This is a genomic window from Geitlerinema sp. PCC 7407 (genome assembly GCF_000317045.1).
Lineage (GTDB): Bacteria > Cyanobacteriota > Cyanobacteriia > PCC-7407 > PCC-7407 > PCC-7407.
Map to the genome: position 1 here is coordinate 207,162 of NC_019703.1, position 21,080 is coordinate 228,241.

Here is a 21,080-nt window from a genome sequence, read left to right on the forward strand (position 1 = left end):
CCGTGACGACGAGTTAACGGGGGCCGTCGAACGACCGACGGCCCCTTTTTTTGAGGAAATCAAAGATGTTTCGAATTTCAGATCACATTGAATTTGATGCCAAGGGCAGAGCGGTTTGCCCGGTGTGCGAGCTGGAGGGCAAAAGGCAGAAAAATTTGGCGCTGGTGCCAGAGACGGATGGGGCCTACAAGTGCTTTCGAGGGTGCACTCCGGAGCAGATTCGCGCCGCACTGGGAGTAGCGGAGGCATCGACGCTAGCGCCGGCGACCGTACCGGCACGGCCTGCTGCCAAGGTGCTGGTGGCACCGCCGAAGGTGAAAGAGGCCACCGATCGCTTGTTGCAGCAGAGCACCCACGCCTTGCGGTGGCTCATCGACCGGGGCATCACGCCAGAGATGATCGAGCACTACCGCCTGGGTGTGGTGCGGTGCCGCGTCGGAGATAGCAGCAAGCCCAGCAAATTTGCTCACCTCCCGGCGATCGCGGTTCCTATCCCCAACACCGACGGCACCGCCTACTTTCAAAAAAAGCGCGTCGCCCCCTGGATGCCCGCTGGCTCCAGGCCCGACGGCTATCAGGCCTGGAGCCAGTACGGCATTCCCCAGATGGTCTATACCACCCACCAACCCGCCCAACCCCGCCAGACCTGGCTGTGCGAAGGGGAATGGGACGCGATCGCGCTGGGCTGGGCTGTACGTCATTCCGAGCTAAAAAATGACGTACAGGTGAGCTGCTTTACCTGTGGCGCTGGCAACATTCCCCCCGATAACGAACTGGACCGGCTCGCTGGCGACGTGGTGATCTTCTACGACCTCGATGCACCAGGAGCCAAGGGCGCGGAGAAGGTAGCCGCCCGCCTCAAGAAACGGGCAAAGGTGGCCACCGTCCCATCCCAGGGCGAACCCCCCAAAGGATGGGACATCAGCGACGCGATCGCTGCGGGGCTATTTGACCAGGTGGCCACCGCCGCCGCCACCGCCACGCCGTGGGAGGAACCCAAGGCCGACAACCCTCTGAGAAGCCGCCTCATCAGCAACGACCAACTGCTAGAGCGCGCGCCCGACTACACCGACTGGCTCGTTGACGACATCCTGACCGCCGACGAGCTGTTTCTGTTGGCCGCCAGTCCCCGCGCCGGTAAATCGCTGATGGCCATGACCCTGGCCAAGGCAGTAGCCACCGGCGGGCGCTTCCTAGGGCGCCCTACCAGCAAGGGAGCGGTACTGTACATCCGCTGCGAGGACTCAGAGACCAAAACCAAAGAGCGTGAGCTAAAGCAGGGGTGGCCGCCCGGTGTGCCCGTTTACTGGATTGACAAATTCAAGCTGTCCGAGCTGCCCCACCTGGAGCAGCTGGTCGAAGAGCTGGGCTGCCGCCTAGTGGTGCTGGATACCCTGAGTCGGATTCGAGATAGCGCAATCAGTGAGAGCAGCGCGGAGATGTCGCAGCTCCTGGAGCCACTACAGGAGATGTGCAAACGACAGCGCTGCACCGGCCTACTGGTCCACCACACCGGCAAGGTAAATCTGCAAAATGCAGGGGAGGTGGACGTCTTTGACACCATTCGGGGCAGCTCGTCTATCCGTGCCACCTGTCGCGGCACGCTGATTCTGGCAGCCGATGAGCGAAACTACCGCCTCGCCGTCGAGAACGGTTGGGGCAAGCTGGACCTGCAAATCATCCTGGACGCCAACACCCTCGAATGGCAGCTCCTAGGCAACTGGATGGGGCCAAACGTCGACGTCAGCCAAAAGGATCGCGTGCTGGCGTACATGAACCAGGTCGCCAGCGCGGGCATCGACCAGATCGCGGAGGCCACAAACCTTCCGAAAAAATCTCTCTATGAAGTGCTCAAACGCCTACAGGCTGAGGACTTGATAGAAAAACGAGGCGAACAGCGAGCTGCCGTCTATGTGCGAAAAGCGGCTACTCAGATTGAGCTGCTGGAAAAGGCGATCGCCATCGAGGGCGATGATCACCCCCCCACCCAAATTGATCACAAATTGATCACCCCTGACGCCAAAGAAGAAGTTCAACAAGTTCAACATGTTGAACTTGTGTTGAACAGCTCAAAAGCAGATGGGGCAAACGATAGAGGAGAAGTTCAACAACTTCCTGTAAGTCCCCCACCCCTGCCAAAAAGTGATCAATCCGAAAAAAGTGATCAAAAAAATGATCACCCCTCGACACCCCCCACATCCCCTAATTTGTTGAACTCAGAGCCCAAACCTTTGCAGCGTAAGGGTTTGAAAGTTCAACAGCAGTTCAACAACAGTTCAACAGCTGATCAGCGAAGGCCAGAGATTTGGCTGTACTGCACTCAACTCGAAACCGCTGTAAAGCTTGAAAAACAAGGGCCTGAGACCTCTCGCGTGCATGTTCCTGGTCTCGGATCACGCCAGTTCAACAACGAACTGCTACAGCCGCTCAATACTCCCTCTGTTGAACTGAATGCCCAGGACTCCTAACCGGTGGACGATACCCCTGACCCGATTGGTGGAGGTATGGGCCGCCTACTGCGAGTTTCGCCGTGGGCAGATTGCCCCATCGACCTATGACCGTGACTATGAAAAATTCACCCGCCGCCTCAAGCGAATGCAGAAAGAGGCCCCCCATCTCCGCAACGCCATTGCGATTCGCGATTGGCTTTTGGAGCACTACAGCGTCGAGACCAGTCGGCGCACCATTCAGCAGTTCACAGCGGCCTGTAGATGGGCCGAGGAGAGCGATATGCTACCGTGCAACCCATTCGCCGGGGTTGGCCGCCACCTGCGAACCCCGCGCCCATCAGATACCAACTGGGCCGCGTTCACCCTCGAAGAGCGCGATCGCATCATTGCCGCGATCGACGTGCACGCCCCCTACTACGGTCCCTGGGTACGATTCCTCTTTTGGACCGGATGCAGACCAGAAGAAGCAGCCGCGCTCAAATGGGGCCATGTGTCCCCAGACTGTCGGGAGCTGCTGATTTCTGAGGCACTCCCCCAGGGCCAAAAGGAAGTCCAGTTCACCAAAAATTACCGCTCTACCCGGTTCCCTTGCGGCGATCGTCTGGCCCGGTTGCTCCGAGAGCAGCAGGCAGCCGGTTTCCACCGTGACGGGTGGGTGTTCCCTGGGCAGAAGGGCGGCCCCATGCACTACACCAACTTTCAGACCCGCCACTGGCGGCCCATCGTGAAAGATCTGGTAGAAGCTGGTCACGTTGCCTTCTACCTCAGCCAGTACCACGCCCGCCACACCTGGATCACCGGAGCCCTCGATGCGGGGATGACCGTGCAGGATGTGAGCTACCTGGCCAGAGTGAGCACGGCGGTAATCTACAAGCACTACGCCGCCCGCGCGCGCCGCCCGATCATCCCTGAGTTTTGATGCTGAGCCCCGTAGCCTGTGGCCCAAAATGCGAATGGGGCAAGAGACCTAAGCCCCTCACCCCGGTTGCGAACGCTTCCACTGCATTCACATCAGCGCATCTTATCGATTTGTCAAAGCTGAAAATATGCCAGGAACCGGACTTGAACCGGTGACACGAGGATTTTCAGTCCTCTGCTCTACCAACTGAGCTATCCCGGCGAGCGCTGCACTGCAGCGAGCGCTTAACTAAGGTAACAAAACTGAGAAGAAATTGGCAAGTGGTCTGGCGGAACTTTTCGCGAAAAGCAGGCGATCGCCCTTAGATGGGGCGCAGGCGCGTCACCTTCAGGTCGAAAGGTCCCCCCGCCACCTCGCCGAAAGACCGCACCCGCACGATGTAGGTGCCTGTTTTCGTGATGCGAGTAAAGAGTAGCGAATTGGTCGTGCCGTCGGGGCCGTCGTCATTTTCAGCCACAGTCGTCCCGTCCTCAGCCAGAAGCGTCACGATGGTGTCAAACGTATCCGATGCCAGATCAATGGCGATCTGATCTCCTTCCTGGAACGTCGTCACGTAGTCCCGCGCGAAGCCGCCCTGCCCCGTTGGGATGTCTTTTTTGGACAGAATATCGGAGACCGTGTTGCTGGCAGGCAGGTCGATCGGTTGGTAGAGCTGTGCCGCTGCGAGCTCGGCACCGAGTCCAATCGTCAGTAGCGCTCCTGGCACGATCAGTAGGTGACGAATCCCTGAAATCCAAGCCTGTGCAGCCATAGCACTCCCCCCACACTCTTGATGAATGGCTCAATTATGCCTTACTACCCCATGAGAATCCGGAATTTCCGGCAGGGGTGAAAAAGGGCGATCGTATCAACAGGCGATCGCTGAGCCGTTGGTGCGATCGCCTGTTGATCGTCAGGGCTGTAGCAGAGAGAACAGCGGGTGATAAAATCGCCCTGATTCTGCAAGTGCGTCACGGGCGATCGCCCGCCAAACGCCGACTGTCTGCCAGTTCCTATTGGTCCCCCACCCCATGAAGCGGCGCAAGCTTTTAACCAATGTCGCCCTAGGCGCAGCCACCACCGCAGGCCTCGCTGCCTGCAGCCAATCCTCTCGTCCCGCCAGCCCTGGGGTCAGCACCCAGCCCACCGTGCGATGGCGCATGGCCACCAGCTGGCCCAAATCCCTTCAAACCATCTTTGGCGGGGCCGAAACTCTGGCCAAGCGCGTCAGCGAGATGACCGAGGGCCGCTTCACCATCACCCCCTTTGCTGCCGGCGAGATCGTCCCCGGCTTGCAGGTGCTGGACGCAGTGCAGGCGGGCACCGTGGAGTGCGGCCACACCGCCAGCTACTACTACGTCGGCAAAAACCCCGCCCTAGGCTTTGGGTGCTCCGTTCCCTTCGGCTTCACCGCCCAGCAGCAAAACGCGTGGCTCTACCAAGGCGGCGGCCTAGCGGCGATGCAAAAGGTCTATTCCGACTTCAACATCATTAACTTTCCGGCGGGTAATACCGGCGCGCAAATGGGGGGCTGGTTCAAGCGGGAAATCAACGCGGTGTCCGACCTCAACGGCCTCAAAATGCGCATTCCCGGCCTAGGCGGCAAGGTTATGGCCGAGCTGGGCGTGAATGTTCAGGTCCTGCCGGGCGGAGAGATTTTCTTGGCGCTGGATCGGGGAGCCGTCGACGCGGCGGAGTGGGTCGGCCCCTACGACGACGAGAAACTGGGCCTCAACAAGGCGGCGCGCTACTACTACTATCCTGGCTGGTGGGAGCCTGGCCCGACCCTAGAGGTCCAGGTGAACCGGGCGGCCTGGGACCGCCTGCCCAAGGAGTATCAGGAGATTTTCAAGACGGCGGCCTATGAGGCCAATCTCAACATGCTGTCCCAGTACGACATGCTCAATGGCGAGGCCCTACAGCGCCTGATTGCGGGCGGAACTCAGCTCACCCCCTACAGCCAGGAGATCTTGCAGGCGGCCCAGCGGACTTCCTTTGAGCTGTACGAGCAGAGCGCCAGCCAGGACGCTACCTTCAAGGAAGTGTATGACCAGTGGAAGCAGTTCCGAGACCAAATCTATGCCTGGAACCGCATTAATGAGCTGAGTTTTGCCAATTTTGCGATCGCGCCGTCGGCCCCGGCGGCTCGGCCCCAGTCCTAGTCATTTCGAAAGCGCTGGATCCCACTTGGGGAACCTGGAGGGGTGGGCCTGACGACAAAAAAAGGGCAGGGAGCGAATCGGGCGCTGGAGCTGCCGAAAGGCCTAGCCTAGAGTGAAAAAGAGCCCTGCGATCGCCATAGGTGAGAGCAACGTGAAACCGCTGAGGTCTGGACGAGGGCCGCTGCAACCGGTCTGGAGAAAAAGAAGGTGGTCGTAAAGCAGAATCAGCGACAGTCCGAGGCAAAATGGGTTGCGGTTTGGACGCTGCTGGGGGCGGCGCTGCGATTTCTAAATCTGGGCAGTAAGCCCCCCTGGACCGATGAGTTTTCGACGATGGTGTTTAGCCTGGGCCGGACTTTTCGGACGGTGCCCCTAGACCAGCCCATTTCCCTAGAGACGCTGCTCTCGCCGCTGCGGCCCCTGCCCAGTCTAGATTTTGGGGCGGTGGTGCAGCACCTGATGTCCGAGAGTACGCACCCGCCGCTGTACTTTTTGCTGGCTCACGGGTGGATGTCGCTGCTCCCGACGGTGGATGGGCTGGCGTCGGTGTGGGGCGCGCGATCGCTGTCGGCGCTGCTGGGAGTGCTGGCGATTCCGGCGATGTATGGGCTGGGCCGCTGGGTGTGGCGATCGCCCCTAGTGGGTCACAGCGCGGCCCTGGGGATGGCGCTGTCCCCCTTCGGCATTTTCTTGGCTCAGGAGGCCCGCCACTATACGCTGGCGATCTTGCTGGTGATTGCGTCTTTGGCGTGCCTGGTGCAGGGCGCGCGATCGCTCCAGGAGCGGCGACCGCTGGCCTGGCCGGTGGTGGCGCTGTGGATCGGCCTCAATGCCCTCAGCGTGGCGGTGCACTACTTTTGTGTGCTGACCCTGGCGGCGGAAGGGCTGGTGCTGGCGGGCTGGTGGGTCTGGCTGCGCTGGCGATCGCCCACCGATCTAGCGGCTAAGTTTCGGGTCGGCTGGGGACGGCTGGCGCTCGTGGCCTTGGGGACTCTGGCCTCTGTGCTGGCCTGGCTGCCGGTGTGGCAGCGCGTCTACGGCAGCGAAGTGACCCAGTGGATCTATGCGGAGCCGGGTCAGGTGTTCCGCTTGGCGCCGATTTTTCAGGCACTGGCGGCCTGGATCACCATGGTGGGACTGTTGCCTGTGGAGGCGGACCCGCTGCCGGTGGTGATCGGGTCGGGGCTGCTGATGCTGCTGTTTTTTGTGCGCCTGACGCCGGTGTGGGTGCGCTTTTGGTGGCAGCGCGTCACCCAGGATGAGACGCTGCTCGAGAGCCGCGTTGTGACGGGGTTTGTGCTGGGGGCGATCGCCCTGATTTTCGCCATCACCTACGGCTTGGGCACGGACCTGACGCGGGGCGCTCGCTACAATTTCGTCTATTTTCCGGGGCTCTTGGCCCTGCTGGGGGCGGCCCTAGCTCAGGTGTGGTCGGCGGGTGATGCTGTGGTGTCAGCGCCCCAGCGGCCGCGCTGGTTTTGGCCCGCCCTGACCGGCAAGCAGGTCGGCATCCTTATGCTGGTGATGGGGGTGGCCAGCGCCCTGACGGTCAGCTGCAATTTGGGCTACCAAAAGTACTATCGACCGGGGCTGTTCATTGATCGGGTGCAGGCCCAGATCACCAATAGCCCGGTGCTGATCGCCACCACCCACAAAACCCACGTGCAAACTGGCGAAATGATGGGCATTGCCCTAGAGCTGGTTCGCCGCGATCGCCCCTGGCAACCGGAGTTTTTGCTCGCCCACCAGGACGACGACCCCAAGGCCTCGACCCGCGCCCTCGAAGCCGCGATCGCTCGCCAAACTGGCCCCCTTGACCTCTGGCTGGTGAACTTCTACGCCCCAGATGACCCCGCTGCCCAGCGCTGCTTGGCCGATCCCCAGGGCCGCCAGTCCGTAGATGGCTATGCCTACCAGCACTATCGCTGTCTGCCCTCGGAAACGGCCTCCTAGTCGGAGCTTTGGCGGATCGTCTCTGGAACCTCCATCGCGGAAAGGCCAGCCCGCACTCGCAGATTTTGGCTGCGAATCAGCTCCGTGAAGTCCAGGCCCGATCGCCCTTCGATGGCCACTACTGACTCAATGGCCGCCAGCAGGTGACGCGCCGCGTCAGGCTCGTCGTAGCCCCGCCGGACGGCGACCCGCAGGGCCACCTCGTCCGCCTCGATTTCTAGGCGAGAGCTGCGGCTGGTCCGCCAAATTTGCAGACCGGCGATCGCCGTCATCGTGCCCGCCATCAGCACCCCCACCGCATCTGCCTGAAAAACCTCAAAGGCCGCCCCCGCGATTCCTGCCGCCGCCAGCCCCTGGTACAGATCCGGCTTGAACCAGCGAATCAGGCCCAGCCAGCTCACCTGATGGAGCAGCAGCAGGTCCCGCTGGGGGCGCGGCAGGCGGCTCCACAGCTCGAAGTTGATCTGGACCCGGCGGTCTTGGGTCCACGGCAGCGGAAACGGGCTGCTGATCAGCTGCGGCTGGGTGGGTTTGCTGACGATCTTGGTGCTCATGCGGCTGGAAGCGGGCATCAAGTCCAGCAGGCGGCGAATTTCGGGTTCGGGATTGATCATGGTGGGAAAGACAAGCCAACGGTGCTGCGCGATCGCCCCACGCCTGCGTCCTAGCGCAGGAGGTGAGCCATCGTTGGCTGAGTGATGATGGGGTTGTCTTTGATTCTAGGAGCCGCCGCAGCCCTAGCCAAGGGTGAGAACCCAGTCTCGAATTAGCGCATTCACCTGGTCTGGCACCTCGTCGTGGGGACAGTGGCCTGCTTGCAGGTAGTGCTCCGTCAGTTCGGGGTAGTGCTGGCGAAACTTAGCGCCGCGATCGCGCGCCCGCATCCAGGGGTCGCCTTCTCCCCACAGCATCAGCAGCGGGCAGTCCATTTGTTTGAGCAGCGTATCGACTTTTTCGCCCTGGGGCGTTTTGAACACCGCCGCAAACACCTCCGCCGCGCCCGGATCGCAGGAGGGCCGATAGATATCCTCAACCAGCTGGTCCGTCACGGCGCTGGGATCCAAGTAAACCTTTTCCAGCGTTTTGCGAATGACCGATCGCCGCCGCGTGTACTGAAACAGCCAGTAGCTGACCCAGGGGTGCAGCAGGACGTTGCGGGTGAGTTTCTGGATGGCCAGGCGGAAGGGGCTGGGCTGGGGCGCGGGCTCCGGCTCGCTGAAGGGACCGGCGCTGTTGAGCAGCACAACGCCACGGGCTGACGGCGATCGCTGGGCCGCCACGCACAAACAGGCATACCCGCCCAGGGAGTTGCCCGCCAAAATCGCCGGTTGGCCGATCACTTCGTCAATGAAGTCGTGCAGCTGATCCCGCCACAGGTCGCCGCTGTAGGCCAGGTTCGGCTTGGCTGAGCGGCCAAACCCCAATAGGTCGACGGCCCAAACCTCGAAGTCTTGGCTTAGCTCGTGAATATTCTTGCGCCAGTGGTCGGTGGAGGCGCCAAAGCCGTGAACCAGCAGCAGCGGCGGCCGCTGAGGATGGCGATCGCCTGCCCGCACGTAGTGAATCGAGTGGCCGCGCCATTGCCATTGCTGACCGGGAACCGAAGCGATCGTTGCCTGCATGACTAGAACATTACGAACTGTAAAGTTCCTCCCATTCTACCGCGCTCCCGAGGCGACGAGAGACTTTGCGGGGCCTGGAACAATCGGTGCTGGCCCGAGAGTCGATGAAACTGCCTAGGCGATCGCCTGGGACAGGGCAAGGCGGTTGCCGCCAAACGGGCTGGTGCACCCTGGTGCACACTGTAAAAAAGACGCCTTGTCGAGGAGTGGGGCGGACACGCCCGGCTCCGGATGCTTTTGAAATTTTTCCTGACCCTTTGCGCAGCTTACAAAACGTGTTGAAAAGCGATCATCCCTTCGAGATAGCGCTCCAGCAGCATGATGCTAGCGGTGCCTGTGCCCACTGCCATCGCGCTGCGGTGGAGAATGCCACCCCCCAAAAAATTCGGCTCCTGCTAACGGTTCTGGGGCTGGTGCTGCTCTTTGCGGGCGTGGAGTGCGCCGTGGGCTTTTTTAGCCACAGTTTGGCGCTGCAAGCGGAGGCGGGCCACATGGTGGCCGATGGCTTGGCCCTGGGGCTGGCCTTGGGGGCGGCCTGGCTGACTCGGCGAGCTGCGCTGGGAACCGCGTCGCGCCAGCTGGAGACCATTGCGGCCTTGGCCAATGGCCTGGGACTGGTGGCGATCGCCCTGGGGGTGGGCTGGGAAGCGGTGGAGCGGCTCCAATCCCCGCCCAGCGAAATCCTGAGCGTGCCCATGATGGTGACGGCGGGATTTGGCCTGGGCATCAACAGCCTCAATGCTGCCCTGCTTCACGACAGCAGCCACCAGGATTTGAATCTTCGCGGGGCCTTTTTGCACGTGATTGCCGACGCCGTGAGCTCCGTGGGCGTGATTGTGGCGGCGATCGCGGTTTGGGCGCTGGACTGGCTGTGGGCCGATGGCGCGGTCAGCCTGCTGGTGTCCGTTTTGATTTTGGTGGGGGCAGTGCCCCTGATTCGCGAGAGCAGCGCCGCGCTCCTCAGCGAGTGGCGATCGCCACGACCCGGTCTGCATGGGTCGGCTGGTAGCTGCTCGCAGGGTACTGATCGAGGTGGCGAAACAAGTTGATCGGCGCAGCCACTCGGCAGGTGAAGAACTCTACTGCGGCTCGACCATCGGGGAAAATGCGCACCTTCGGCGAAAGGTCTTGAATCGCTGCGACCTGCCAGTCCCATTTCACCTGGGTCGGCAGTGCCTGCACGAGCCGGTGCACGCTCCAGTTGCACGAAGTCCCCAGCGCGCCCAGTTCCCGCAGCTCTCGGGCCAGGATCGAGGCCACCACAAAGGAGGCCGGAGAGCGATCGCCGGTGGTCGCGAGCATGACATCTGGCAAAGCGCCCTCGGGGTGGGGCGGCTGATGGCGATCGCCGCTGCGCCCGATCGCCACCTCTAGCAGCGCTGTGGTGCTCATCTCTTCAGGCACAGCCCACGTTGCGCCCACGCCATCCTTGCCGTTGCGGTTGAGGTAGGTGACCAGCCGAAATCCCGGCTTGAGCCGGAGGCCGGGCAGCTTGAGCAGAGCGTCGCCAGGATTGATGCTGCTCAAAAACCAGGAGCCTTCTACGTTGGGCGCGGGACTGTCTGCCTCGATCACGCTGGCTGCCTTGAACCAGTCGCCCAGGGCATCGAGGGAGTCGGGAGCGTCGCCGTCGTCCAACTCTTCTAGGGAACTAGGAAACCGAGGACGGTTTTCGGATTCGGGAATATTCAACACCTGCTGGACATACTTTTGAATCTTCTGGATGGCGTCAACAGGAATTTTTTGGATGGACATAGACCGATAGTTCCGGTAGTGCAGCGTAGCGATCGCTTGCTCGACTTTTTCCAGGCACGAGAAGAAGCCCCTAGGATGTCTGAAAAGCTCTCGGCGCTTGGATGCTAGAGCTCCGCAGCAGCGCCGTCGGTCCCACAAACTCATCCGTGTATTGCTCGATACACTGATTTTGTCCGGGGCCTCAAACCTCCTCTAGAGGTCAGACACTACTCCATTATTCCCGGTGCTATCCCTGGCCGTGCAGTTGTGCCTTGATTTGCAACGTTTTGCATTGATTCTTGTTAGTTTGGCGAGCCGAACAAAACTTTCTCAGTGGCCAGGGGCGATCGCCACCAGCCAGCGCTGGCCGGTATAGGTCACTTGTAGTTTGGAATGAGAGTGCAAAAACTTGATGAAAGTGCCGGTCTGCTGCAAGTCCTCCCTCAGGATTTGGCTGACTCCTTTATGGAAGCGATCGCTCAAAACTTTAGCAATCACTTCAATACCTATAAAGTTCCCGTTGAGAATTAAGCAAACAACAGCCCAAGAGTAGCCGCGATCGCGTCTATGGCCATAATGGGGAAGGAAACGCTTTACATTGCTTCACCATGCCGAGAGACCTGCGGGGATTCATCGAACTGCTGGAACAGCGCGGACAACTGCGACGGATCAAAACCCTGGTTGATCCCGATTTAGAGATCGCCGAGATTGCCAACCGAATGCTCCAGGCCGGTGGTCCCGCCCTGCTGTTTGAAAACGTCAAGGGCTCAACCCAGCCGGTCCTCGTCAATCTCCTGGGCACCGTCGAGCGCGTCTGCTGGGCTCTCAACATGGACAAGCCCGAAGACCTCGAAGGCCTCGGCAAAAAACTCGCCCTGCTCTACCAGCCCCGCCCCCCCAAAAAGCTCTCCCAGGCCATCGACCTTGGCAAGGCCCTCTTTGATGTCCTCAAGGCCAAACCCGATCGCGACCTGTTTCCGGTCTGCCAGCAAGTGGTGCTCAAAGGCGACCAGGTCGATCTCACCCAGCTGCCGCTGCTGCGGGTCTACCCCGGCGACGCCAACAAAGTCGTCACCCTGGGCCTGATGATCACCAAGGACTGCGAGACCGGCATCCCCAACGTGGGCGTCTACCGGCTCCAGCTCCAGTCCCAGAACTCCATGACCGTGCAGTGGTTGTCGATCCGGGGCGCGACGCGGCACCTGCGCAAGGCCGCCGAGCGGGGCCAAAAGCTGGAGGTGGCGATCGCCCTGGGCGTCGATCCCCTGATCATCCTAGCTGCCGCAACTCCGTTGCCCCTCGACCTCTCGGAGTGGCTGTTTGCGGGCATCTATGGCGGGACCGGCGTTCACCTCGCCAAGTGCAAAACCCTCAACCTCGAAGTGCCCGCCGACGCCGAGATGATTCTCGAAGGCACCATCACCCCCGGCGAGACGGCAGTAGACGGCCCCGCGGGCGATCACATGGGATTCTATGGCGGCGTGAACGAAGCCGCGCCCCTGATTCGCTTCCACTGCGTCACCCACCGCAAAGACCCGATCTATCTCACCACCTTCAGCGGCCGCCCTCCCAAAGAGGACGCCATGATGGCCCTGGCCCTCAACCGCATCTACACGCCGATTTTGCGCCAGCAGGTGCCGGAGATCGTCGACTTTTTCTTGCCCATGGAGACCCTCAGCTACAAGGCCGCGGTGATTTCCATCGACAAGTCCTATCCCGGTCAGGCTCGCCGAGCGGCCCTCGCTTTCTGGAGCGCCCTGCCCCAGTTCAACTACACCAAGTTCGTGGTGGTGGTGGACAAGGACATCAATATCCGAGATCCTCGCCAGGTCGTGTGGTCGATCGCCTCCAAAGTCGACCCGGCGCGCGACGTGTTTATCCTGCCCGATACGCCCTTTGACTCGCTGGACTTCGCGACGGAAAAGGCCGGTCTGGGCGGCCGCATGGGCATCGACGCCACGACCAAGGTCTACCCCGAAACCGATCGCGTCTGGAATGAGCCCCTCGAGTCGGACCCGGAGACGGCGGCGCTCGTGGAGCGGCGCTGGGCTGAATATGGGTTGGCAGACCTGAGTTTGGGCGAGGTCGATCCCAACCTGTTTGGCTACGACATTCGCTAGGCCGCGGGACAGAGCTCCCCTGCTCAGGAATGGTGGGCTCTGGCTTGGGGACCAAGGTAGGCGAAGTAGAACCCGGCGGCTACAGCGGCTAGGTACAGCAGGACGCCGATACCGTGCACGACCGCGGCGATCGCCTGATCGTGCTCCAGCAGGCCCATCATACCCAGCAGATTCCACCAGTCGTGGGCGTCAGGATCATCAACCGTAAGCGGCAAGTTGCGCGCCTGGGCATCGGCGATGTAGACGGCGACGTCCATAAAGTTTTGGCCCGTCCAAAACAGGGCTAGAGCGCTGGAAAAACGCTGACCTGACCCAAAAAAGTAGGCCGTAAACACCGCCGGAAATAGAATCTGGGTCAGCGACCCGCCCAGAATATGCAAGAAGGTGCCAAAGGGCATGAACAGCAGGTGCCCGGTTTCGTGGATGGCGAGATCGGGGTAGTGTAGCCACAAAAACGGCCCGTCGTAGCCTGGGTTTTGCGCCCCCAAAAAGCCGTAGATGGCAATGAAGACCATGATGCCAAACTTGGCTGGGTCAAAGTCTGACCAGCGCAGCTCAAAGCGTGGCTTGGCGCGAGGTCGCACCACAGGACGCCGGGAGACACTGGCCCGCTGAGGCGTCTGGAGACGCGTGGCGCTCTCGGTGGGGTACTGAGGCGCTGGAGATGGGAGCGGCTCGGGGGCTGGGCTGGGGACGGCGGCCGTCGGCTCTGATAACACGACCTCCTCAATCCAGTCTGGAAACTCCGCCCCAGCTGCCTGACCGTACACCCGCAAGGTTTGGATGCGATCAGGATGCAGGCGCTGCAGTCCTTGTCTGATTAGGGCAATTGATTGGCTCTGGTCGGGGGCGATCGCCCCTTCTAGATAAATCCGTAGGCAGGTGCCTTGAAGATTGGCAGTGGCGTGGGCTCCTTTGGCTTTTAGGGCTTGATTGAGGAGGGCGGCGATCGCCCTCGGGTCGCCCTCCTGGGCCTGTTTCAACAGACTGGGCGAAGTCATGATGCAAGGTGTTTAGCTCTTGGTGTTAGGGTTCCCAGGTCAGGAAGCGCGATCGCACTCTGCGGCGAAATTGGCGTAATTAAGCGAAATTTTGCTCGCAACTGGGCCTAGAGTTCGCTGCCTGTGCCTGAGAACTAGAAATTTGCTCCATGAGTTCACTACACTTCTGCCGTAAGCTGAGATGAATCTTGATACTATTTAACAAAAAGTATCAACTTCAGCCCAAATCTTCAGGAGACGCTTGTGACCGGATTTATTCGAGGGATTTTTGGTTCAAAAGCGAAGGACCAGGCAGCCGCAGCGCCAGAACCTCAAGCAGAACAAGCGGCTCCGGCCCAGCCAGCCAATGAAAAAGCGAGTGCTTATTTCCTGGAAGCCGATGCTGCTAAAACCTACGGGGACATCGACTACATGCGCACTGCAAAGCGCGTGAAAAAGACGTTTCCCAAGGGCAAGCTGAATTCTGAATTTGAAAATAAGCTGCCCGATGAGATTTCTTCGATGGAAATGACGCGCCGGGCTCAGCAGGCTGCTGCTGCCGCGGCCGCGGCTCCGACTCCGACCCCTGAGTCCCAGACTCCAAAAATTGAAACCAGCAGCGAAACTGGGGCACGCCGACGCGTTGATACCAGTATGGATATGTTCCGCAACATGGCTCGCGACATTAAGCGCTCTTAAGGTGCGATCGCCGAGTCTGCGGATCTCAAGAATCCATCCAACCTTGTAGTGAAGGTGCGCAAATTTGCGCACCTTTTTTGTTGGGCGAAGAATGTGATGGCGATAACCGCGATCCGGGATAGCCGTGATCCTTCGCCTATGCTGGGGGTGTAGTTGCTCAGAGGCGATCGCCTTCGCGCTCAGGTTTCTGTCCTCGGAAAGAACTGAAAAGTTGATAAAAATCGCAAAATTTAGAACATAGCGCAGCATTCAGACTGAATTTCCAGCCACCATGAAAATCGACCACGTTCATTTTTTTGTAGAGGATGCGATCGCCTCTCGGGACTGGTTTGTGCAGGTTTTAGGGTTTCAGTTCGTTGCGCGGGGCTCTAGCGACCACTCTCAAACGGAAGTCGTCCGTAGCGGCCCCATTACCCTTCTGCTCTCCTCAGCAGTGACTCTCGACAGTCCAGTCGCGGCGTTTCTGCACCACTATTCGCCAGGGGTGGCCGATGTGGCCTGGCAGGTTCCGACGCTGCATCCTGTGCTGGAGCGGGCGATCGCCGCCCAAGCCAAGGTGACTCGCCCCTGGACCGAAGCCCGAACCTCGCAGGGTTGCCTGAAACTGGCCCAAATCCAGGGCTGGGGATCGCTGCGCCACACGCTGATCGAGCGCCAGGGCGTCACGCCCCTGCTGCCGGACTGGGGCCTAGAGACTGGCGCGATCGCAGACCCCCTCGAAGGCGATCGCGCCCGCCACAGCTCGACCCAGGCTGCTCTCTTTGATCACATTGACCACACGGTGCTAAACGTTGCGCCGGGGGATCTGGATCGGGCTCTGGGCTGGTACGAGCGGGCTCTGGGCTTTGAGCGCCAACAGTCCTTCGCGATTCAGACGGAGCGATCGTCGCTCCGGAGCCAGGTGCTGATGCATCCCGCCTCCGGCATGCGTCTACCCGTGAATGAGCCGACCTCGCCCAATTCCCAGGTGCAGGAATTCTTGAACTTCCACGGGGGGCCGGGAATTCAGCACATTGCCCTGGCAACGCCGAACTTGATCCAAACCGTCGCGACCCTGCGATCGCGCCTTGCCTTTCTTGTTGTCCCGCCGACCTACTACCAACAGCTCCACCAGCGCTACGATCAGCCGCTGCCCGCCGTGGATTGGCGGGCGATCGCCGAGCAGCAAATTCTCGTGGATTGGCAAGAGGACTGCCCCGAAGCTTTGCTCTTGCAGACCTTCACTCAGCCTATTTTTGGTCAGCCCACCTTCTTTTTTGAGCTGATCGAGCGGCGGATCTGCCTGCAAAATGGCCAGCACTACCAAGTGCAGGGCTTTGGCGAAGGCAACTTTCAGGCGCTGTTTGAAGCCATCGAGCGTGAGCAAATGCAGCGCGGCAGTTTGTGAGGAGTGATCACTCTTCTTTCTTTTAAAGCGCTGTTTGGACAGCTCTCAAGACCGTGATAGCCCCTACTAATCGGCGCTATAAGTACAAATCTAGGGAAAATACGTTGGGGTTTGCGAGAGAAGTTTTGTAATGTGGAGTCATAAAAGTTTACGCTTTGCGCCAAGCGCAAGTCGCTAAACGTCTCTTCGCTCTAGGCCGCCCCATGCTGAGAATTATTACTGACTTCGACGGTCCAATCATGGACGTTTCAGAGCGCTACTATCGCGTGTACCAGTTCTGCCTGGACGAGGTTCGCCGCTCTGAGCAGACGGTCCGCTGCCTGTCCAAGGCGGAATTTTGGCGCTGCAAGCGGGCTCAGGTGCCTGAGCGAGAAATTGGCCGCATGTCAGGCCTCGATGATCAGCAGGCCCTTGAGTTTACCCGCCTGCGTCGCGAGACGGTCCATACCCTGCCCTATCTCAGCTACGATCGCCCCACCGAAACGGCGATCGCCTCCCTAGAGCGCATCCAGCAAGCCGGAATCGACCTGGTGGTGATGACCATGCGTCGGGTGCGCGAACTGAACCACGCCTTCGAAGAGAACGACTTGGCCCGCTTTTTTCCCGCCGATCGTCGCTACTGCCTGCCCGATGACTACGTCAAAACCGGGGACGTACGCGACAAGCCTCTCCTGATGGCGCGCGCCATCGAGGAGCTGCCGCCCGCCAGCTATGTCTGCATGATCGGCGACACCGAAGCTGACATTGCGGCAGCCAAGTCCCAAGACATCCCGGCGATCGCCGTCCTCTCGGGAATCCGCGATCGCGATCGCCTAGAGCAGCATGGTCCTGACCTCATTGTTCAGGACCTCAGCGAAGCGCTCGATCGATTCCTCGACGGCGCCCTGCAGTCTGCCCGACTAGCGTAGGAAGCTACTGACAACCCACAGCACAACCATCGTGATCAGCGCCGGGAAAGTCCCTTCACTCCATCCTCCCGGCAGCAGCGATGGTTTCAGCACCGTTTCAAACGCCACTCCCAAGAAAATACCGCCCAGCAGCCCTACCAGCGACAGCAGCACGGCCCGGCCAAACTTGTTTTCCTTGCGATTGAGGAAATAGAGGTTTGCCCCCGCAGCCAGCGCCAGCGCCAGCGAAGGGCTGCTCAGACTCAGGGCGCCCAGCGCTAGAAACACCCCCGCCGACCACAAAATCTCGGTCCGGCTGGGCGTGTCTACCATTTGCTGCATCCATGCCGGGGTTTTGGGTGGCTCAGGCGCAGGCTTAGCCGCTGCCTGGGCCAGCTTTTCGGGGAAACGAATGCGCTCTGGCACTTTGATGCGTCCCTCTTGGCGCAGCCGCAGCCGATCCATCAATACTGCGTCGTAGGCCGCCTCGATACTTTCAACCAGTTTTTGGTCATCTTGGTGCTCACCCATGAGCCGGTTGCGAGCATCCTGAATTTCCTCGAAAGAGGACTCTTCTGTAACCCCAAGCTGCTCGTAGGGAGTGAGATCGCTCATCTAAAACCTCCAACAGACCCCAACAGTGATCCTCTCTTCACCCATTATGCGGTGGGCAACGCACCAGCGTCCCGAATCCCATCGGCTGACCCTGGCAGCCTACCAAACCGGCCAGGATTTTGGGCAGGGTCCAAGTCGATCCCATTCTATAGTCCCCTTTCGGGTTGGCAATGTCGGATGCTGTAGCGCAAGCTCTGGGCGATCGGCTATCTTCCTGGGCAGTACTTTTCTCGTCGAGCAGACCGTCAAGACTAAGTCTGGGATGCTATGACTGAACAGGGAACGACGGGAAAGCCGTCCTCTCGCTTGCTGGCGGGGATTGTTAAAGAATGCGGCCTTTATTGGCTCAGGTCCTTTTCCACCCTAAAATGCTCAGTACGCGACCGGGTTGCAGTCCTGATAAAGAACGGCTGGTTTCGTAGTTCCAGACAGGGATTGTAGGTCTACACGATCTTGCAATCTCAAGTTTGTCCCTGATCAAAGTTTCGTTGCAAAGGTATGGCCATGGCCACAGCCAAGATCCTTGTCGTTGATGATGATCCTGCGATCCGCAATCTGATCCACCGCTTTTTGGGAAGGCAGGGATTCCAAATGGAGTCTGCCGCAGATGGCAAATCGGCCATGGCCCTGTTTGAGCAGTTCAACCCGGATTTGGTGGTTCTGGATGTCAACTTGCCCGACGCGAACGGCTACAACCTCTGCCAAGAGATGCAGAGCCGTACGGGAGTTTTTGTGTTGATGTTGACGAGCCGCACGGATGAGGCCGACAAAATCCGTGGCTTTAGCCAGGGGGCCGACGACTACCTGACTAAGCCCTTTAGTTTGGGTGAGTTGGGGGTGCGCGTTGGGGCGATTTTGAAGCGCCAGCGGGTGGTGACGACGGTTGAGCAGCAGTGCCTGACCTTCGATCGCTTGGTGATTGACCCGGTGCGGCGAGAGGTGCTCCTCGATGAGGCGGTGATCCCGCTGACTGCGCTGGAGTTTGACCTTTTGCACTTTTTGGCGAGCCATCCGGGGCGAGTCTGGCGCCGCGCTGAGCTGATTCAGGAGGTGTGGGATTATGACTACGTTGGAGACCAGCGAGTTGTAGATGTCCACATCGGCCAGATTCGCAAGAAGATTGAGACCGATGTCAGTCAGCCGTCGTTGATTCAGACGGTGCGGGGCGTGGGGTACAAGTTTGAGTCCCCTGGCATGTTGAGTTCTGATGAGTCATGAGTCCTTTGCCAGCGTTATGAGATTTAGCGAGTTAGTTCAGGCCCTAGAGGCGACAGATCGCAGTAGCCTTGCGATCGCTCCCAAATTGAATCCAGACATTGTTGGGGTCGCGGCGGTGCGAGAGGCCTCGGCTGGCACCCTGAGCTATATCGAAGGCGATCAGTTTGCCTCGGCGGTGGCGACGACTCAGGCCAGTGCGCTGATTTTGCCGCGAAATCCGACGCTGCAAGAGCAGGCGATCGCCCGAGAGGTGGCCTGGATTTCGGCGCCGGATCCGCGTTTGGTGTTTGCGAAGGCGATTACGCTGTTTTATCGGCCTTTTCGGCCCGAGCCGGGGATTCATCCCTCGGCGGTGATCCATCCGTCGGCGAAGCTGGGAGATAACCTCTACATCGGTCCCCACGCGGTCATTCAGGCGGATGTGGAGTTGGGGAGTGATGTGTGTGTCCACCCAAACGTGGTGGTTTATCCAGGGGCGAAAGTGGGCGATCGCACCGTGCTGCATGCAAACTGCGTGATCCACGAGCGGGCCCAGGTCGGGGCAGACTGCGTGATCCATAGCGGCGCTGTGGTTGGTTCCGAAGGGTTTGGCTTCGTGCCAACGCCCCAAGGCTGGTTCAAGATGGACCAGTCTGGAATTGTGGTGCTCGAAGACGGCGTCGAAGTGGGCTGCAACAGCACCATTGATCGGCCGGCCGTGGGCGAGACCCGCATTGGCCAAGACACCAAACTCGATAACTTGGTGCATGTGGGCCACGGCGTCAGAATTGGCCGCAGCTGTGCCCTCGCGGCCCAAGTAGGCTTGGCCGGCGGCGTGACGGTAGGCGATCGCGTCTTGCTCGCAGGCCAGGTCGGCGTCGCCAACCAGGCCAAAATTGGCAACGGAGTCATCGCCACCGCCAAAACGGGAATCCATGGCGAAGTCCCCGATGGCCAAGTCATCTCGGGCGGGACGCCTCCGCTGCCCAACAAGCTGTGGCTGCGGACCTCAGCCGTCTATGGCCGCCTCGCTGAGATTTATCAAACGGTGCGTCGCCTCGAAAAGGCTTTAGGCGATCGCCCCAAACACGACTAGAGCGTCCCTCCTGTCTCTCGGCTCAGACCGAGAGCGCGAGAAAGAGTAGCCAGCCAAACGTCCCAAACCCAAGCCAGCGCAGGCGCTGGCGCCAAATCTTGCTGGGTCGCTGCATCTAAATCCTCCCTGCTAAACAATGCCGTCAACAACGCATCCTCTCTTCTCGCCGCCCCAGCTGTCGAGCTAGACCGTGAGGCTACGGAGGTTGGTTGCTGAAACCAAGCTGCATCGAGTTTTGCCTTATTGCGGGTCTCCGTACTCTTGAGGGGCAGCAACCCATAGGTTGTGCCCCACTTTACTGAGGCCTTAAAAGTTTTTACCGAGAAGCTGATCGAACTCTTGCTGCAAAGCCTTGAGATCGGCAATCCGCGAAACCAAAATATTTTCGCAGCCAGCCGCCCGCAATCGCTCTTTCCAGTGCTGAATCCTTTCAGCGTTTTGTAGCCAATAGTTAACAACTGTATCGACAACTTTATCCAAATCCCACCCCCGCTTTGGCGGAACAGGTTCTACGGACTCCAGCAGCGCATCCAGAGTGCATTGATAAGTACTCAGATATTCGGCCCCTGTGGGCGTAGTTACAGGGCTTTCAGCCTGATGATTGAGAAACGAAAGGATGGGAGATACGCCGAGAATCTCAAACGTATATTGCATCGCGGCCTCCTCAAATCGAATTTAATAAAGATAGAAAAACAATGTTTGGGTTACTAAAGTCAGCGCTTTGTTGAGCAATTTGAAAAGTGTTAGGTAATCTAAACCCTCAAACTCCCTAGCAGGGTAGAGAATCAAGACCGTCTCTTGAGTAACAGATTGTACGAATTAATCGAAAATTGTCACTTACTTAAAGTAAAGTTTTGTAAAATTAATCTTTGTTAAAACTTGAAATTAATTTCAACCTGTCTCAGTTTGAAGACAAATTTTTAAAATCAAGTGCCCTTCTCTGACCTTTGTCTAAGCACAAGCTTTGGGAATTTATTGGGTAAAGAGCCTGTGAAAATCTCGAAAAGCCTTAGCAAAGTTAGGGATGGCTGCTGGAATAGATGCCTCGAGGTGATCGAGATCTAGGCATAAAGTGTGACTTGGATCACTTACAGAGAAAAAATATTTTCTGAGTTAAGTGACCCTCAAAATGCTTGAAATCCTGGTAAAGAAAACGAAGTTTTATCATTTTCATCACGGTTCCTAAATAATCTTCGCTGCGGCATTTTTGGTCTCAAAAAAACCTCTCCGTGTTTATGCCGATAAGCCCTTGCTTTGCCCTAGGGACTACCGTGAATCAA

At 59.3% G+C, this 21,080-nt stretch carries 20 protein-coding genes and 1 tRNA gene; 11 read left to right on the plus strand and 10 right to left on the minus strand.

Features of this window, described 5'->3' with window-relative positions; all coding sequences use genetic code 11:
* Window positions 1-65 precede the first annotated feature (65 nt).
* Together GEI7407_RS00950 and GEI7407_RS00955 are read left to right on the plus strand one after the other, a co-directional pair.
* Window positions 66-2,468 carry an AAA family ATPase gene (locus GEI7407_RS00950; protein WP_015170260.1) on the plus strand — a complete coding sequence of 801 codons (2,403 nt, stop codon included), beginning with the start codon at window positions 66-68 and terminating at the stop codon, window positions 2,466-2,468.
* On the plus strand, window positions 2,452-3,369 hold the full coding sequence (locus tag GEI7407_RS00955) for a tyrosine-type recombinase/integrase (protein ID WP_015170261.1): 918 nt from the start codon (window positions 2,452-2,454) through the stop codon (window positions 3,367-3,369). Before GEI7407_RS00950 ends, GEI7407_RS00955 begins: the two co-directional genes overlap by 17 nt.
* A gap of 128 nt (window positions 3,370-3,497) precedes the next feature.
* On the opposite strand, the gene GEI7407_RS00960 is transcribed toward GEI7407_RS00955, so the two are convergent.
* The 3 genes from GEI7407_RS00960 to GEI7407_RS21270 form a co-directional block, all read right to left on the minus strand.
* Window positions 3,498-3,570: transfer RNA gene (locus GEI7407_RS00960), tRNA-Phe, on the minus strand.
* A 100-nt stretch (window positions 3,571-3,670) separates the two neighbouring features.
* The gene (locus tag GEI7407_RS00965) at window positions 3,671-4,120 is read right to left on the minus strand and encodes a PPC domain-containing protein (protein WP_015170262.1); all 450 of its coding nucleotides are present in this window, start codon (window positions 4,118-4,120) and stop codon (window positions 3,671-3,673) included.
* 44 nt (window positions 4,121-4,164) lie between these two features.
* Window positions 4,165-4,323, minus strand: a complete 159-nt coding sequence (locus GEI7407_RS21270; RefSeq protein WP_190274164.1) for a hypothetical protein — start codon at window positions 4,321-4,323, stop codon at window positions 4,165-4,167.
* Window positions 4,324-4,379: 56 nt separating this feature from the next.
* Between GEI7407_RS21270 and GEI7407_RS00970 the strand changes: the two genes are divergently transcribed.
* Window positions 4,380-5,510 carry a TRAP transporter substrate-binding protein gene (locus GEI7407_RS00970; RefSeq protein WP_015170263.1) on the plus strand — a complete coding sequence of 377 codons (1,131 nt, stop codon included), beginning with the start codon at window positions 4,380-4,382 and terminating at the stop codon, window positions 5,508-5,510.
* A gap of 207 nt (window positions 5,511-5,717) precedes the next feature.
* Complete coding sequence (locus GEI7407_RS00975; RefSeq protein ID WP_015170264.1) at window positions 5,718-7,463, plus strand: hypothetical protein; 1,746 nt, start codon at window positions 5,718-5,720, stop codon at window positions 7,461-7,463.
* Here GEI7407_RS00975 and GEI7407_RS00980 read toward each other — a convergent pair.
* Window positions 7,460-8,074, minus strand: coding sequence for a DUF3318 domain-containing protein (locus tag GEI7407_RS00980; RefSeq protein WP_041268571.1), 615 nt, complete (start codon window positions 8,072-8,074; stop codon window positions 7,460-7,462). The genes GEI7407_RS00975 and GEI7407_RS00980 overlap by 4 nt on opposite strands.
* A 126-nt stretch (window positions 8,075-8,200) precedes the next feature.
* On the minus strand, window positions 8,201-9,085 hold the full coding sequence (locus GEI7407_RS00985; protein WP_015170266.1) for an alpha/beta fold hydrolase: 885 nt from the start codon (window positions 9,083-9,085) through the stop codon (window positions 8,201-8,203).
* 275 nt (window positions 9,086-9,360) lie between these two features.
* Here GEI7407_RS00985 and GEI7407_RS00990 point away from each other — a divergent pair, with 275 nt between their 5' ends.
* The gene (locus GEI7407_RS00990) at window positions 9,361-10,134 is read left to right on the plus strand and encodes a cation diffusion facilitator family transporter (protein ID WP_015170267.1); all 774 of its coding nucleotides are present in this window, start codon (window positions 9,361-9,363) and stop codon (window positions 10,132-10,134) included.
* Here the strand turns inward: GEI7407_RS00990 and GEI7407_RS00995 are convergent.
* A complete protein-coding gene (locus GEI7407_RS00995) occupies window positions 10,046-10,840 on the minus strand; it encodes a hypothetical protein (protein WP_015170268.1) in 795 nt (264 codons plus the stop codon). The two genes, GEI7407_RS00990 and GEI7407_RS00995, sit on opposite strands and share 89 nt — an antisense overlap.
* A 309-nt stretch (window positions 10,841-11,149) precedes the next feature.
* Window positions 11,150-11,317, minus strand: coding sequence for a hypothetical protein (locus GEI7407_RS21275; protein ID WP_015170269.1), 168 nt, complete (start codon window positions 11,315-11,317; stop codon window positions 11,150-11,152).
* A 110-nt stretch (window positions 11,318-11,427) separates the two neighbouring features.
* Between GEI7407_RS21275 and GEI7407_RS01000 the strand changes: the two genes are divergently transcribed.
* Window positions 11,428-12,939: a UbiD family decarboxylase gene (locus GEI7407_RS01000; protein ID WP_015170270.1), complete on the plus strand. Its 1,512-nt coding sequence runs from the start codon at window positions 11,428-11,430 to the stop codon at window positions 12,937-12,939.
* A gap of 23 nt (window positions 12,940-12,962) precedes the next feature.
* On the opposite strand, the gene GEI7407_RS19240 is transcribed toward GEI7407_RS01000, so the two are convergent.
* Entirely contained in the window at window positions 12,963-13,940 is a 978-nt protein-coding gene (locus GEI7407_RS19240; RefSeq protein ID WP_015170271.1) for a hypothetical protein, read from the minus strand.
* Between the two features lie 243 nt (window positions 13,941-14,183).
* Here GEI7407_RS19240 and GEI7407_RS01010 point away from each other — a divergent pair, with 243 nt between their 5' ends.
* The 3 genes from GEI7407_RS01010 to GEI7407_RS01020 all read left to right on the plus strand — a co-directional run bounded on the left by GEI7407_RS01010 (window position 14,184) and on the right by GEI7407_RS01020 (window position 16,913).
* Window positions 14,184-14,618: a hypothetical protein gene (locus tag GEI7407_RS01010; RefSeq protein WP_015170272.1), complete on the plus strand. Its 435-nt coding sequence runs from the start codon at window positions 14,184-14,186 to the stop codon at window positions 14,616-14,618.
* A gap of 271 nt (window positions 14,619-14,889) precedes the next feature.
* A complete protein-coding gene (gene hppD, locus GEI7407_RS01015) occupies window positions 14,890-16,005 on the plus strand; it encodes a 4-hydroxyphenylpyruvate dioxygenase (RefSeq protein WP_015170273.1) in 1,116 nt (371 codons plus the stop codon).
* A 203-nt stretch (window positions 16,006-16,208) separates the two neighbouring features.
* Window positions 16,209-16,913: an HAD family hydrolase gene (locus tag GEI7407_RS01020; protein ID WP_015170274.1), complete on the plus strand. Its 705-nt coding sequence runs from the start codon at window positions 16,209-16,211 to the stop codon at window positions 16,911-16,913.
* Here the strand turns inward: GEI7407_RS01020 and GEI7407_RS01025 are convergent.
* A complete protein-coding gene (locus GEI7407_RS01025) occupies window positions 16,905-17,507 on the minus strand; it encodes a CPP1-like family protein (RefSeq protein ID WP_015170275.1) in 603 nt (200 codons plus the stop codon). The two genes, GEI7407_RS01020 and GEI7407_RS01025, sit on opposite strands and share 9 nt — an antisense overlap.
* A gap of 504 nt (window positions 17,508-18,011) precedes the next feature.
* Between GEI7407_RS01025 and GEI7407_RS01030 the strand changes: the two genes are divergently transcribed.
* Both GEI7407_RS01030 and lpxD read left to right on the plus strand, forming a co-directional pair.
* Complete coding sequence (locus tag GEI7407_RS01030; protein ID WP_015170276.1) at window positions 18,012-18,725, plus strand: response regulator transcription factor; 714 nt, start codon at window positions 18,012-18,014, stop codon at window positions 18,723-18,725.
* A gap of 16 nt (window positions 18,726-18,741) precedes the next feature.
* Window positions 18,742-19,800, plus strand: coding sequence for a UDP-3-O-(3-hydroxymyristoyl)glucosamine N-acyltransferase (lpxD, locus tag GEI7407_RS01035; protein WP_041268226.1), 1,059 nt, complete (start codon window positions 18,742-18,744; stop codon window positions 19,798-19,800).
* Between the two features lie 306 nt (window positions 19,801-20,106).
* Here the strand turns inward: lpxD and GEI7407_RS01040 are convergent, their stop codons facing one another.
* Complete coding sequence (locus GEI7407_RS01040) at window positions 20,107-20,454, minus strand: hypothetical protein (RefSeq protein WP_015170279.1); 348 nt, start codon at window positions 20,452-20,454, stop codon at window positions 20,107-20,109.
* Window positions 20,455-21,080 lie beyond the last annotated feature (626 nt).

Coding starts and splice junctions, on each gene's coding strand:
- GEI7407_RS00965 (WP_015170262.1), bottom strand. CDS start 4,120: ATGGCTGCACAGGCTTGGATTTCAGGGATTCGTCACCTACTGATCGTG.
- lpxD (WP_041268226.1), top strand. CDS start 18,742: ATGAGATTTAGCGAGTTAGTTCAGGCCCTAGAGGCGACAGATCGCAGT.
- GEI7407_RS00985 (WP_015170266.1), bottom strand. CDS start 9,085: ATGCAGGCAACGATCGCTTCGGTTCCCGGTCAGCAATGGCAATGGCGC.
- GEI7407_RS19240 (WP_015170271.1), bottom strand. CDS start 13,940: ATGACTTCGCCCAGTCTGTTGAAACAGGCCCAGGAGGGCGACCCGAGG.
- GEI7407_RS00955 (WP_015170261.1), top strand. CDS start 2,452: ATGCCCAGGACTCCTAACCGGTGGACGATACCCCTGACCCGATTGGTG.
- GEI7407_RS00950 (WP_015170260.1), top strand. CDS start 66: ATGTTTCGAATTTCAGATCACATTGAATTTGATGCCAAGGGCAGAGCG.
- GEI7407_RS01040 (WP_015170279.1), bottom strand. CDS start 20,454: ATGCAATATACGTTTGAGATTCTCGGCGTATCTCCCATCCTTTCGTTT.
- hppD (WP_015170273.1), top strand. CDS start 14,890: ATGAAAATCGACCACGTTCATTTTTTTGTAGAGGATGCGATCGCCTCT.
- GEI7407_RS01020 (WP_015170274.1), top strand. CDS start 16,209: ATGCTGAGAATTATTACTGACTTCGACGGTCCAATCATGGACGTTTCA.
- GEI7407_RS00970 (WP_015170263.1), top strand. CDS start 4,380: ATGAAGCGGCGCAAGCTTTTAACCAATGTCGCCCTAGGCGCAGCCACC.
- GEI7407_RS00995 (WP_015170268.1), bottom strand. CDS start 10,840: ATGTCCATCCAAAAAATTCCTGTTGACGCCATCCAGAAGATTCAAAAG.
- GEI7407_RS01025 (WP_015170275.1), bottom strand. CDS start 17,507: ATGAGCGATCTCACTCCCTACGAGCAGCTTGGGGTTACAGAAGAGTCC.
- GEI7407_RS01030 (WP_015170276.1), top strand. CDS start 18,012: ATGGCCACAGCCAAGATCCTTGTCGTTGATGATGATCCTGCGATCCGC.
- GEI7407_RS01000 (WP_015170270.1), top strand. CDS start 11,428: ATGCCGAGAGACCTGCGGGGATTCATCGAACTGCTGGAACAGCGCGGA.